General features: G+C 24.6%; 11 protein-coding genes. 7 read left to right on the forward strand and 4 right to left on the reverse strand.

The window, feature by feature from the left end:
- The first annotated feature begins 5 nt into the window (after window positions 1–5).
- The 7 genes from pheS (at window position 6) to RWJ08_RS00920 (ending at window position 10,297) form a co-directional block, all read left to right on the forward strand.
- Entirely contained in the window at window positions 6–1,028 is a 1,023-nt protein-coding gene (pheS, locus tag RWJ08_RS00890) for a phenylalanine--tRNA ligase subunit alpha (protein WP_313960768.1), read from the forward strand.
- A 10-nt stretch (window positions 1,029–1,038) separates the two neighbouring features.
- Window positions 1,039–3,405 (forward strand): phenylalanine--tRNA ligase subunit beta, encoded by a 2,367-nt coding sequence (pheT, locus tag RWJ08_RS00895; protein WP_313960769.1) that lies wholly within the window; start codon window positions 1,039–1,041, stop codon window positions 3,403–3,405.
- A 13-nt stretch (window positions 3,406–3,418) separates the two neighbouring features.
- A complete protein-coding gene (locus tag RWJ08_RS00900; protein ID WP_313960770.1) occupies window positions 3,419–3,937 on the forward strand; it encodes a cell division protein ZapA in 519 nt (172 codons plus the stop codon).
- 5 nt (window positions 3,938–3,942) lie between these two features.
- Window positions 3,943–6,297 carry an endonuclease MutS2 gene (locus RWJ08_RS00905; protein WP_313960771.1) on the forward strand — a complete coding sequence of 785 codons (2,355 nt, stop codon included), beginning with the start codon at window positions 3,943–3,945 and terminating at the stop codon, window positions 6,295–6,297.
- A 9-nt stretch (window positions 6,298–6,306) separates the two neighbouring features.
- Window positions 6,307–8,043 carry an arginine--tRNA ligase gene (gene argS / locus RWJ08_RS00910; protein ID WP_293439752.1) on the forward strand — a complete coding sequence of 579 codons (1,737 nt, stop codon included), beginning with the start codon at window positions 6,307–6,309 and terminating at the stop codon, window positions 8,041–8,043.
- Between the two features lie 6 nt (window positions 8,044–8,049).
- Window positions 8,050–9,162 carry a tetratricopeptide repeat protein gene (locus RWJ08_RS00915; protein ID WP_313960772.1) on the forward strand — a complete coding sequence of 371 codons (1,113 nt, stop codon included), beginning with the start codon at window positions 8,050–8,052 and terminating at the stop codon, window positions 9,160–9,162.
- Between the two features lie 160 nt (window positions 9,163–9,322).
- Window positions 9,323–10,297, forward strand: coding sequence for a tyrosine recombinase XerC (locus RWJ08_RS00920; protein WP_293439754.1), 975 nt, complete (start codon window positions 9,323–9,325; stop codon window positions 10,295–10,297).
- Window positions 10,298–10,341: 44 nt separating this feature from the next.
- On the opposite strand, the gene efp is transcribed toward RWJ08_RS00920, so the two are convergent.
- From efp to RWJ08_RS00940, 4 genes are all read right to left on the reverse strand, one after another.
- Entirely contained in the window at window positions 10,342–10,899 is a 558-nt protein-coding gene (gene efp, locus RWJ08_RS00925) for an elongation factor P (RefSeq protein ID WP_009372767.1), read from the reverse strand.
- A gap of 81 nt (window positions 10,900–10,980) precedes the next feature.
- On the reverse strand, window positions 10,981–12,375 hold the full coding sequence (locus RWJ08_RS00930; protein ID WP_313960773.1) for a VanW family protein: 1,395 nt from the start codon (window positions 12,373–12,375) through the stop codon (window positions 10,981–10,983).
- An 8-nt stretch (window positions 12,376–12,383) separates the two neighbouring features.
- On the reverse strand, window positions 12,384–13,022 hold the full coding sequence (gene nth / locus RWJ08_RS00935) for an endonuclease III (RefSeq protein WP_313960774.1): 639 nt from the start codon (window positions 13,020–13,022) through the stop codon (window positions 12,384–12,386).
- Between the two features lie 124 nt (window positions 13,023–13,146).
- Window positions 13,147–14,427: a methionine gamma-lyase family protein gene (locus tag RWJ08_RS00940; protein WP_313960775.1), complete on the reverse strand. Its 1,281-nt coding sequence runs from the start codon at window positions 14,425–14,427 to the stop codon at window positions 13,147–13,149.

Raw genomic sequence — 14,427 nt, forward strand, 5'->3', positions numbered from 1 at the left:
TAAATATGAAAGATTTGATTAGTAATTTAAGAGAAAAAATTTTAAGTGAAATTAAAAATTCAGTGGATAAAAACACCTTAGAAGAACTTAGAATTAAATATTTAGGAAAAAAAGGTGAATTTACTAGTATTCTTAGAAATATGGCAAATGTTTCAAAAGAAGAAAGACCAAAAATAGGAGAGCTTATAAATGTAACAAAACAGGAAATTGATAGTATAATAAATGAAAAAATTGAAAGTTTTAATAAAATAGAATTAGAAAAAAGAATTAAAAAAGAAACTATTGACGTTACAATAAATAAAAAACTTATTTACATAGGTCATAGACATCCTTTAAATAATACTATGGAAGAGTTAGAGAATTTTTTCATTTCAATGGGTTTTTCAGTAATTGATGGTCCTGAAATTGAAACTGTTGAAAATAATTTTAATAAACTAAATTCTCCAATGGATCATCCATCAAGAGAAATGTCAGATACATTCTACATTGATAAGGATTTGTTACTTAGAACTCATACATCTCCTGTTCAAATTAGAACTATGATGACAACAAAACCACCTATAAAAATGGTATCAGCTGGTAGAACATTTAGATTTGATGAAGTTGATGATACTCATTCACCAATGTTCCATCAAATTGAAGGACTAGTAGTAGATGAAAATATAAATATGAGTAACTTAATTGATACTCTTAATACTTTTATTAAAGAATTTTTTGGAGAAGATATGAAAACAAGATACAGACCACATTATTTTCCATTTACTGAACCTAGTGCTGAAGTAGATGTTTCTTGTTTTAATTGCAAGGGTAAGGGATGTCCAGTTTGTAATGGGACTGGATGGAGTATGGAATTACTAGGATGTGGAATGGTTCATCCTAATGTATTAGAAGCATGTGGTATTGATTCGAAAAAATATTCTGGGTTTGCCTTTGGAATGGGAATTGATAGAATTACAATGGTTAAGCATAAAATAAATAATATTAGATTATTATATGATAATGATAAGAGGTTTTTAGAACAATTTTAAGGGGGATTATATGTTATTACCAATTAAATGGGCAAAAGAATATGTTGATATAAATGATAATATAATGAATATATGTGATAAGGTAACACTTACAGGATCACATGTTGAATCTATTATAAAATTAGGCACTAAAATTGATAATATTGTAGTTGGTAAAATTATAGATATTTACAGACATGAAAATTCAAATAAATTATGGATTACTAAAGTTGATTTGGGAAATGAAATAGTTCAAATTGTTACTGCTGCACAAAATTTACAACAATTTGATCATGTACCAGTTGCTAAAGTTAACTCTACACTTGCTGATAATACACAAATCAAGGAAGCAAAACTTGCTGGAGAAATTTCTCAAGGTATGTTTTGTAGTTACAAAGAATTAGGATATTCTGATTCTGTTATTCCTAAAGAATATAAAGACGGTGTTCTTAGAATTTTTGATGAAAATATAGTTCTTGGAACTGATATTAGAGAAATTCTAGATTTAGATGATACTGTTGTAGAATTTGAAATAACTCCAAATAGACCTGACTGTCTATCAATTGTTGGTATGGCTCGTGAAATTGCGGCAAGCTTTAATGAAAAATTAAATCCAGTAAATCTTATGGATACTAAAGAAATAGAAAATAAAAGTTCATTAAATATTAATATTAATTCAGAAAATTGTAGAAGATATTCTGCTAGTATTGTAAAAAATGTAAAGATAGAGGAATCAGATAGAAAAATTCAAAATTATCTATTGAATTCTGGTATAAAACCTGTAAACAATATTGTAGATTTAACTAATTTTTTGATGCTAGAATTAGGTCAACCATTACATGCTTTTGATTTAGATAAATTAGAAGGTAATATTTCTATTAGAAATGCCTTTGAAGGAGAAAAAGTAGTAACTCTAGATGATGTTGAAAGAATTCTTTCAAGCGAAGATATGTTGATATGTGATGATGTAAAACCTATTGCTATTGCGGGTGTTATGGGTTTAAAAAATTCTGAAATTGATGAAAATACTAAAAATATTTTTATTGAATCTGCTTATTTTACAAAAAAAGCTATTAAATCTACATCAAAAAGATTGGGTTTAAAATCTGAAGCATCTATAAGATATGAAAAGGGATTAACTTCAGAACATACTATGAATGTTTTATCAAGGTTTTTATATTTACTAGAAAAAAACATTGAATGTAAAATTGACTCAGTATTTGATGTAAATAATGAAAAAACAGTTACAAAAATAATAGAATTTAATCCTAATTTAGTAAAAAAATTACTAGGTGTTGAGATTAGAAATTCTGAAATTATAAACTATTTAAATTTATTAGAAATTAATACAGAAATTGAAAATAATACTATAATTTGTACTATCCCTTATTTCAGAACAGATTTAGCTATTCAGGAAGATATTGTTGAAGAAATAGGTAGACTATATGGATTCTCAAATCTTAAGCCTACACCTATTTTAGCACCTAATACAATAGGTAGAAAAAGCAGAAAAAGAATACTTGAGGATAAGATAAAAAATATTTTATTAAATTTGGGATTATATGAAATTACAACTTATTCTTTTATTGGTGGTAATATTATTGGAAAAGCAAAAATGAGTACTCAAAATACAGTAAAGATTTTAAATCCATTAGGAGAAGAATTTAGTATTATGAGAAAATCTTTAATTCCAAATGTAATTGATGTTTTAGCTAAGAATTTGAATTATAAAAATGAAAATTTATTAGTCTACGAATTAGGTAATACATTTCACAATATTACCAATGACAAAGTGCCAGTAGAAAAGAAAAAATTGGTTATAGGTTGTTATGGAAAATATGATTTTTATTATATTAAAGATATTGTTGTAAATTTATTTAATATTTTGAACATTAAAGACTTAGAATTCAAAAAAAATAGTTCTATAGACTATTTTCATCCTGGTGTAAGTGCTGATATATTAGTAAATGAAGAAAAAATTGGAGAAATAGGACAAATATCTTATGATGTTTGTAAGAACTTTTCTATAAAGAAAAATATCTTTGTTTGTGAGATTGATCTTGAAAAGATAAGAGATAAAGTAAGTTTAATAAAAATATATGAGCCATTGATTAAATATCCTGCTGTTAAAAGAGATTTAGCCATAATAGTTGATAAAGATGTAGATAGTGGCAGCATTGAAAAAATATTTAGAGATAATTCAAGTAATATTTTAAAAGATGTTGAACTATTTGATATTTACACTGGTAATCAAATTGAAAATAGTAAAAAATCAATGGCTTACAAACTAACCTTCCAATCACAAGACAAAACTTTAGTTGATGAAGATATAAATTGTGTAATTGATAGAATGTTATCTGATTTAAAAGAAAAATTAGGAGCTTATTTAAGATTTTAACTAGGAGATTAATATGGAAACTAATAAAATAAAAGTCAATATTGCGGGAACTACTTATACAATTATTGGAGAAAAAAGTAATAAAGAAGTAGAAGAAATAGCAAATTATGTTGATGAAGAAATAAAGAAAATTACATCGCAAAATTATTTATTAAACCCTACTATGGCTGCTACATTAGTCGCACTAAATATTTCAAGCGATTATTTTGACTTAAAAAAAGAAATTAACTTATTAACTGAAGATAGTGAATTTCCTGTAAAAAAGCAAGAAGAATTTATTAAAAATAGTCAAAAAATTGAAAAAGAAAAGAAAGAACTAAAAAAAATAGTAGAAGATCTAACAGATAAGAATAATGTTTTAACTCGTACAATAAATTCTCTTGAAAAAAGGTATGAAAATATTGAAAAAATTTCATATGATAATTTTTATGAATTAAAACAAAAAAATGAGAAAATAATAGAATTACAAAATGAAATTGTTAATATTAAAAATGAATATATTGAAAAAATTATAAAAATGGAGAAAAAATAATTATAATGAACTATAAAGTGTTAAAAACTTTAGAATTTTATAAAATTATAAATATGTTATTGAATCGTTCTCAAAGTATAATAGGAAAAAAAACTATTAAAAATTCAGAAATTTCATCAAATTTAATAGAAGTACAAAGACTATTAGATGAAACAGATGAAGCTTATAGATTTATAATAAAACATAGATTACCAGGCATTTCTAATATCGATGATTTAGAGGAAGATTTTAAGCTTTTAGAAATAGGACAATATTTTTCACCTAAAAATCTTTTAGAAGTTTGGAAGCTTCTCAATACTTCAAGATTTTTAAAAAATATAATTTCAGAAGAAGAGTCATCTGAATTTAAAAATATTTTTGAACTTATAAATTCTTTAAATATAGCTACTCAATTGGAAAAAGATATAGAAATGTCTATAATATCCGAAAATGAAATTTCTGATGATGCAAGTTCTGATTTAAAAAGAATAAGAAGAATGATAAAATCAAAAAACGATTTGATTAGAGATAAACTTAATCAACTGATTTCAACATCTGATAAGTTAATGGATAATCTATATACGTTAAGAGATGGTAGATATGTAGTTCCAGTAAGAAGTGAGTTTAAAAATTCTTTTAAAGGTATTGTTCATGATCAATCTGCTTCAGGACAGACAGTTTTTATAGAACCTATGTTTGTAGTTGATCTAAATAATGATTTAAAAAAATTAGAAATTGATGAAGAAAAAGAGATTGAAAGAATTTTAATTGCGTTTTCTAGCCGTATTTTAGAAATTTTACCTGAATTAATTTCAAATTTAAGTGTAATTGCTAAAATCGATTTTATATTTTCAAGAGGAAAATTGGCATATGATATGGAAGCTATTAAACCTATAATAAATAATAGAGGTATTATTTCATTACAATCAGCTAGACATCCTCTAATAGATAGGGATAAAGTAGTTCCAATTGATATTTCTCTTGGTAATAGTTTTAATACTTTAGTTATAACAGGTCCAAATACTGGAGGTAAGACTGTTACTCTAAAAACTGTTGGAATTTTGACCTTAATGACTCAATATGGACTTATGATACCTTGTGCAGATAATTCAGAAGTAGCTGTATTTGATGAATTGTTCGCAGATATTGGTGATGAGCAAAGTATTGAACAGTCTTTAAGTACTTTTTCGTCACATATGAAAAATATAATTGAAATAATAAAAAATGCAAAAGAAAATTCATTAATATTATTTGATGAATTGGGATCTGGGACAGATCCTGAAGAAGGATCTGGTCTTTCAATTTCAATATTAAATTATTTTTTAGGAAGGAATATTAGAACTATTGCTACAACACATTATAGTCAATTAAAAATGTATGCAATGTCAACTGAAAATGTTCAAAATGCTGCAATGGAATTTGATGTTGAAAAATTAGAACCTACTTATAAGTTAATTATCGGAATTTCTGGAAAATCAAATGCGTTTGAGATTTCTAAAAAATTAGGACTTGATGAAAGCTTTATTGTTAATGCTAAAAAGTTTATATCCAATAACGAATTATCTTTTGATAAATTAGTTAGTAATATTGATAATAGACGTAAAGAATATGAAGAGCTTATTATTGAACAAAGAGAGATATTAAATTTTAATAAAAAAATTAAAGAAGAATATGAAGAAAAACTTGAAAAATTTAATAAACAAAAAGAAAAGAAGATAAGAAAATTAGAAGAATATATTGAAAATTCAATATATGAAACCGAAAAATTTTGCAAAGAAACTATTAATCATATAAATAAAGCAAGATCAAAAGAGCAATCTACTAAATTGAAAAAAATATCTGAAGAAATACTAAAGAAAATGGATAAGATTAATCATTCGAAAATGATTAAAAAAGAAAATGAATCAAATACATTAAAAGAACCTTTAATGTTAGGAGAAGAAGTTAAAGTTTTAAGTTTAAATGAAAATGGATACATACAGACACTACCTGATAAAAATGGAAATTTGCAGGTTAAAATTGGGATTTTAAAAGTAAATGCAAATATTAGTGATATTATTAGAATTGAAAAAATTATAGATAATACTAAAGAAAAAGCATCTTATTCTAAAGCCACTTTTATCAAGAGTGATAAAATGTATAATAATAAGATAGATGTAAGAGGATATAATACAGAAGATGCAATTTATGAAATTGATAAATTTTTAGATGATTCTTTTATAGCTAATTTAAATGAAGTAACTATTGTTCATGGTAAAGGTACAGGAGTTTTAAGAAATAATATTTCAGATTTTTTGAAAAAACATAAGTTGGTTAAATCTTTTAGCTTTGGTAAATTTAATGAAGGTGGCGATGGCGCTACTGTTGTAAAACTAAAATAGGAGAAAATTATGATAAATTTTAAGAATATAGTTATAGATACAATTTTTGAACTAGATATAAATTTAAACAAAGAAGAAATTAGAGAATTAATTGAAATTCCACCTAATCCAGAAATGGGAGACTTTTCATTTCCTTGTTTTAAATTATCTAAAATTTTAAGAAAAGCACCAAATGTAATTTCTGAAGAATTGGTGAATAAAATTAATGTAGATAATAGTATATTCTCAAAGGTAAAAAATGTTGGACCTTATATTAATTTCTTCATTAAAAATTCAGAATTTTCTAAAAATGTAATAAAAGAAATATTTGAAAAAAAGGGAAAATATGGATCCTCAAAAGATAATTTAGATAAAACTATTGTTATTGACTATTCTTCAACTAATATAGCTAAACCATTCCATATTGGTCATATAAGAAGTACATTAATTGGAAATGTAATTAAAAATATATACAAATTTTTAGGTTACAATACAGTTGGTGTAAACCATCTTGGAGATTATGGAACTCAATTTGGTAAAATAATAGCTGCATACAAATTATGGGGAAATGATGAAGAGATAAATGCTGATCCAATAAATCAGTTATTAAAATTATATGTTGATTTTAATAATCTATGCAAAACTGATGAAAAAATGTTAGAAACTGCCAGAGACTATTTTAATAAATTAGAAAATGGAGATGAAGAGTCCGTTAGACTTTGGAATTGGTTTAAAGACATTAGTTTAATGGAATTTCAAAAGGTTTATGATAAATTAAAAGTTGAATTCGACTCATACAGAGGTGAAGCATATCATTCTCAATTTATTGATGATGTTGTTAAAGAACTTGAAGATAAAAATTTATTAGTTGAAAGTGATGGATGTAAAATTGTTAATCTAGATAAATATGATTTACCTCCTGCTCTAATTTTAAAAAGCAACTCTTCTAGTACTTATATAACAAGAGATATTGCAACTGCATTAACTAGAAAAAAAGACTATAATTTTTATAAAAATATTTATGTGGTTGCAACCCAACAAAAATTACATTTTCAACAATTAAAAGCTATTTTAGAAGAAATGGGATATGAATGGGCTAAAGATTGTATTCATGTTTCGTTTGGTATGGTAAGCGTAAAAGATGATTTTTTAGGAACTTCTGCAAAACTAAGTACAAGAGAAGGAAATGTTATATTCTTAAATGATGTACTTGAAAAAAGTGTAGAAAAAACTTTAGAAATTATAAACGAGAGAAACAGTTCTCTTGAAAATAAAGAAGAAATTGCTAAAGAAGTAGGAATTGGTGCTGTAATATTTCAAGAACTATTCAATACTAGAATTAAAGATTATTCTTTTGATTGGAACAATGTTCTTAATTTTGAAGGAGAAACAGGCCCATATGTTCAATATTCTGCTGCGAGGGCTAATAGTATATTAGAAAAAAATGATTTTTATTCAAAATTAAATAATATCGATATTTCTAAAGTTTCAGATTATGAAATGAATATAGATGAATTATCTTTAATTAAATCAATTTATAAATTTGAAGATATTTTATTAGATTCAGCTAAAAAATACGAACCTTCAATACTTGCTAGATATATAACTGAAGTCGCAAAATTATTTAATAAATTTTATAATTCTTGTCCTATAAATAATCAAGAAGATAGTGTTAAAGAATTTAGACTTATACTAACATATTGTACAAGATTACTTATTGAGATTGGATTAGGACTTTTAGGTATGGATACTCCTAAAAAAATGTAGGTGAATATGGATAATTTATATAATTATTTTATAAAATTTACTGATAAACTATATTTTCTTACAGTAAAAAATATTGAAATTAATGAAAAAAAATATAAAAATATTGATTTTCCAATTAGTTCAAATGTTCTATTAGAAAATATTAAAAATAATAAATTTAATAAAAATATCAATTTAACATACTTTTTTGAGGGTATTTTACTATTAAATGGAATAGATTCAAACTTTGATAATATTGAGTTTTTAAATGGTTTTATAAAATCAAAAAATATTAACTTATTAGATTTTGCTAAGTCTAAAATTGATTTTAATGATAATAATTATGATACAATAATTTATAATTTATTAATTATTAGAGGATTAATTAATTTAGAAATATCTGATGATTTTATTATAAAAATATATACTAAATATCTTTTAATGATTTTAGATTATGATAATAGTTATTATAATATAATAATTAATGAAATTAAAATTTTGCTGTCTAATTTAGAAAATAAAAATGAAGATGATTATTTACTAAATATGCTTTATGGTGATTTATGCGTAAAAGAAAAATTTTACATTAAAGCTAGTATATATTATAAAAAAGCCATAACTAATTCAAATAAGATAATTGATAATATTATCAATAAAAAAATAAAAGATATTAGTGTAAAAGTTAAAATTGAAGAGCTACTACAACTAGTAGATAGATATAAGTTTGAAGACTGTTATAAAATATTAAAAAATATTGATAATCTTAATCTAGATAAGGAAGATTCTTATTGGATTGCATATATATATAATAAATTAAATGAAAATGAAAAATCTATAGAATTCTACGAAAAATCATTAGATTTAAACGCCGATTTTTTGAATATTTTTATAGAATTAGGGTTATTATATTATAAAACACAAAAAATCGAAAAATCACTTGAAATTTTCGAAAGAGGACTATCTTTATATATTGATGATGAAATATTGCTATTTAATAAGATAATATTAGAATTAAAACTGAAAAAATATAAAAAAGCGAAAGAAGATATAGATAAATTATTATTGTACGAAGATTTAGATAATTCTATAATGAATGATGTATTATATTTAAAAGAATTATACAAAGAAAATTTAAAATAGTTTTTTTTCTGTAGTATTGACTTTTTGGAAATAATATAATATAATTTATGCATAAATAGAGTAGGGATTTAATTGGAGTCTCTTCTTTATTTTAAATTTTTTATTTTTCGCAAAATAATAGTTTTGCGAAAAATAATTAAAATTTTAAGGAGATACTATAATGGAACATTTTAATGATTGTCCAACTATATTAGATGACTACTTGAATTATTTATTAACTATAAAAGGACGTTCTACCCTTACTGTTAAAGAATATTATTATGATTTAAAAAGATTTTTGAAGTTTATAGTTATGAGAAAAAAATTATTCGGTTATAATTTAGATTCTGATATAGATTCTGTTTGTATTTTATCAATTAACAAACGTGATATACTAGATATTGATATAACCGATTTACATGCATATATTTCTTTTTGCGATTCATACTTTAATGATTCTACTAAAACTAAAGCAAGAAAAATATCTGCTATAAAATCATGGTTTAAATACTTGCATAATACTGTTGAATTAATTGATAAAAACCCTTCAGAAAAATTAGAATTACCAAAGTTACAAAAAAGAAATCCTGTATATTTGACTTTATCTGAATCAGAAAAAGTTATTAATTCTATAAAAGGTGAAAATAATGAGTTTAACAGAGCAAGAGATTTATGTATAATATTAATTTTCTTAACATGTGGTCTAAGAATTTCTGAACTAACTGGTATAAATATAGAATCTATTAAAGATGATAAATTAACTGTTATTGGAAAAGGTGATAAGGAAAGAACTGTTTTTCTAAATGAAAATTGTATTTATGCAATAAAAAGTTACTTAAAACTTAGGCCTGTAACAAAAGATACAAATGCCCTATTCTTAAGTTCACATAAAAAAAGAATTTCAAATAGATCTATTCAATTAAGATTAAAAAAATATATTGAATTAGCTGGACTGAATCCAAAAATTTACACTCCTCATAAATTAAGGCATACAGCAGCAACACTTATGTATAAATATGGAGATGTAGATATTAGAACTATTCAGAGTATTTTAGGTCATACAAGTGTAGCTACAACACAGATATATACCCACTTGGATGATGACGATATAAAAAAAGGAATTTCAAAAAACCCTATTTCAAAGTTAAAAATATAATATTATTGAATCAAAAAAGACAAGTTCATTACTTGTCTTTTTTATTAAACTCTTGAAAGATATTCATTTGTTCTAGTATCAATTTTTATTTTATCACCATTATTAATAAATAAAGGTACTGTTATAACTGCTCCTGTTTCAACTTTGGCAGGTTTGTTTGCACCAGTTGCTGAATCACCCTTAACACCAGGTTCAGTTTCTACAACTTCAAGTTCTACAAAATTTGGTGCACTAACATTAAATGCTTTTCCATCATGAAATCTTATTGTAGCATTGTCATTTTCTCTTAAATATAGTAGAGCATCTTCTACAACATCAAAGTTCAATGGTAATTGTTCATAAGTTTCTGTATCCATAAAGTAATATAACTCACCGTCTGAATATAAATATTGCATCTCTTTAGTTTCAATTTTTGCAACTTCATATTTATCATTTGGGTTAAAAGTCATTTCTCTAGAACCACCATTTTTTACTGATTTTATCTTAGTTCTTACAAAAGCAGCACCTTTTCCAGGTTTTACATGTTGAAAATCTATAATTTGGTATACATCTCCATCCATTTCAAATGTAGTACCTTTTCTAAAATCTCCTGCTGAAATCATTATTATTCCTCCTATTTTAATAAATAATCCAAAAAGTATTATAACATATTGCATTAAAAATATCTATATTTTTGCTCATTATTAATCATTTTTTTCTTTTTCGATAGTTTCTTTTACTTCTTTTTTTGTTCCTACTTTAACAATTTGCTTTTTTGGTTTGTAATAATCACTATTTAATAATTCTGCTTTTTCATTTCCTTTTTGTTTATATGATGAGCCCCTATAACCTGGAAATCCCTTTTCAACTACAACTTTCTTTCCTTCTGGTAAACTTGGATCCGGAACTTCCTCTATAGGCATTGGAATTCGGGAAACATCAGTAGTAAATAGTTTAATATCATAATTTTTCTTATCTGTATCACCCAATATTCTAAAAGTTATTTCCCCATTTGAAACATAACTAGTTATAACTATAGGAAAATCAAATGTATTTTGAAATTTCAAATCACTAGAACCTTCATAGTACATTGCATCTAAACCAATAGTACAATAAGGTACCCTCATTGAATGTTGATTTCGTTCAACTATTTTTAAATCAGATTTAACTAACGCTTGATATAAGGTAGAACTAACTTGACAAATTCCTCCTCCTATAGAATCTACTATCTTACTATTAATAAATGTTCCTGCAGGCTTATAACCTGTATTTTTAGATACTTCCCCTAACTCTTTTGAAAAAGAGAATGTTTCTCCTGGATTTACTACAAATTCATTAATTTTATTTGCTGCGATTTTTATATTATTATTTCTATTAGGCTGATTATCAAATTTAGTAGTTGCTTCTCCTATTACACCTTTGATTGATGATAACAATGTTTTATCAATCTTTTTATATTCTGTAACAATAGTTGGTATTTCTAAATCAAATTTCACAGGAACTGTATTAAAATTATCCAATATTTTTTCACTCTCAACTTTTAATCCAACTTTACCATCCACAACTGATATTTTTCCTTCAGAAAAAGAAAATTTTTCATCTATTGGTTCAGAATTTATTTTTTCAGAAACTTCGGTAATAATGCTATTTAATTTTGATAAATCAAAAGTAGACTTAGCATCAAACTTTTTAGGATTTTTTATCAAATTTTTTAAAGTTTCAATCCTTTCATCATCGGATCCTGACCTACCTATATTAAAAGCTTCATTAACTAAATTTTCATAATTATATGAAAAGTCAATATCTTTAGGAAGAAACTTCTTTTCATAATTACCATGTTTTAAAGTGAACTCGCTACCCATTTCTAAACTTTGTTTTATTTTATTTAAAGCTTCTTCTTTAGTTAAATCTTTTAAATCAATATTATTAATATAAATTCCTTCATAGAATTTATCATATGTTAAAAGTTCTTCTTTCTTTAAATTTTTAGTATGTCCTGTAGCATTACTTAATGGATTTCTATTAAGCAAAAAATAACCCGATATTGTTACTATTAAAAATATTCCTAATACAGCAAATATTTTTATATATCTTTTCATATATCCTCCTATAAATTCTTAAAGTATAAACATTCGGAATTTATTATGCAATTTTTACAATCTGGTTTTCTTGATTTACATAATCTTCTTCCATGAAAAATAAATAAATGATGTGCTTTATTCCATGTATTTTTCTTTAGCTTCTTCATTAATGCAAATTCAGAATCTAAAACATTACCTTCATTTATAATTCCTATTCTATTTGTAACTCTAAACACATGAGTATCTACAGCAAGAGAAGGAATACCAAAAGCACAAGATCTAACTACATTTGCAGTTTTTCTTCCAACTCCTGGTAATGAAGTTAATGATTCCATATCACTTGGAACTATAGAATTATATTTTTCAACTAAAATTCTACAAGTTTCTAAAATATTTTTACTTTTTGAATTATAAAAACCACAACTATGTATATATTTAGACAAACCATCAACATCTAAAGTTAAAAATTCTTCTGGAGTCTTAAAATCCTTGAATAATTTTTCAGTAACCTTATTAACTCTTACATCAGTACATTGAGCAGATAAAATAGTTGCTATCAGCAGCTCGAAACTGTTAGAAAAATTAAGTTCTGGTTTTGCATTAGGATATAATTTTTCTAATTTTTCCATTACAATGTTTATTTTTTCCTTAGATAAACATTTCAAAACATTCACTCCAATATCTTATTATTTAATAGCTATAGTTTTTTTGTAAAAAGTGTAAAACTATAACTATTATACCATAATTTTTTTTAAAATACGCTAATTCTTAAAAATATTTCTAAAAGTTTTATAAATTTATGTATTTTTTATCATAAAAAGTATTTAATACATTAATTAGTGCTATTTTAGTTTGATAAAAATTTAAACCACCTTGATAATACACATTATAAGGTTCTCTTAGAGGTCCATCTGCACTCAATTCAATACTTGAACCATCTATAAAGCTTCCTGAAGCCATAATAACTTTATCAGAATATCCTGGCATATCCCATGGATAGGGGACAACGTGGCTATCTACACAACAAAATTCTTGTATAGCTCTGCAAAAATCTATAACTTTATTCTCATCATTTAAAGTAATTACTTGAATAATATCACTTCTTTTTTCATTATATTTAGGAATTGTTTTATATCCTAACTTTTCAAAAATATATGATACTAATATTGCACTTTTTACTGCTTCTAAAACTATATGAGGCGCAAAGTATAATCCTTGAATAATTGCTCTTGTAGTACCAAAACTTACACCTACATGCTTTCCAAGACCTGGAGAAGTAAGTCTATTCGAAATAGATTCTATAATATCATTGGAGTTTGAAACTATGTATCCTCCATTTAAAGTGATTCCTGCACCTAAATTTTTTAATAATGATCCTACAACTATGTCGGCGCCAACTTCTAGAGGTTCCTTTTTTTCAACAAATTCACAGTAGCAATTATCAATCATTATAATAATATCTGGAAACTTTGATTTTATTTTATTAATAACTGTTTTTAATTCACTAATTGAAATACATCTTCTACTACTATAACCAGGAGATCTTTGAATAGCTAATAATTTAGTCTTTGAATTGATTTTAGATAATACAGTTTCTACATCAATTTCATTATTTACTAAATCAACTTTATCATACTTTATTCCATAATCAAGTAGTGTTCCCTTTTCATCTCCACTAATACCTATAACCTTTAAAAGTGTGTCATAAGGAGTTCCAGTTATATAAATAAACTCGTCTCCTGGTAATAAATTACCTTGCAATGCTAAAGATATTGCATGAGTTCCACATGTTATTTCTTGCCTTACTATAGCATCTTTTGCTTTAAAGATGTCGCAATATATCCTTTCTAATTTCTCTCTTCCAAAGTCACCGTATCCATATCCTGTTGTCCAAGAAAAATCAGTAGCAGATAATTTTTGCTTTTTAAATGCATTTAAAACTTTTAATTGATTATATTCTTCTATTTCTTTTAAAGTTTCAAATTCTATTTCTATTTCCTTAGAACATTTGTTTACAAAATTAATAATTTTAGAATCAAAATTAAAATCAGTATCTAAATATTTTTCCAA

Source organism: uncultured Parvimonas sp., from assembly GCF_963524015.1.
Taxonomy (GTDB): Bacteria; Bacillota; Clostridia; order Tissierellales; family Peptoniphilaceae; genus Parvimonas.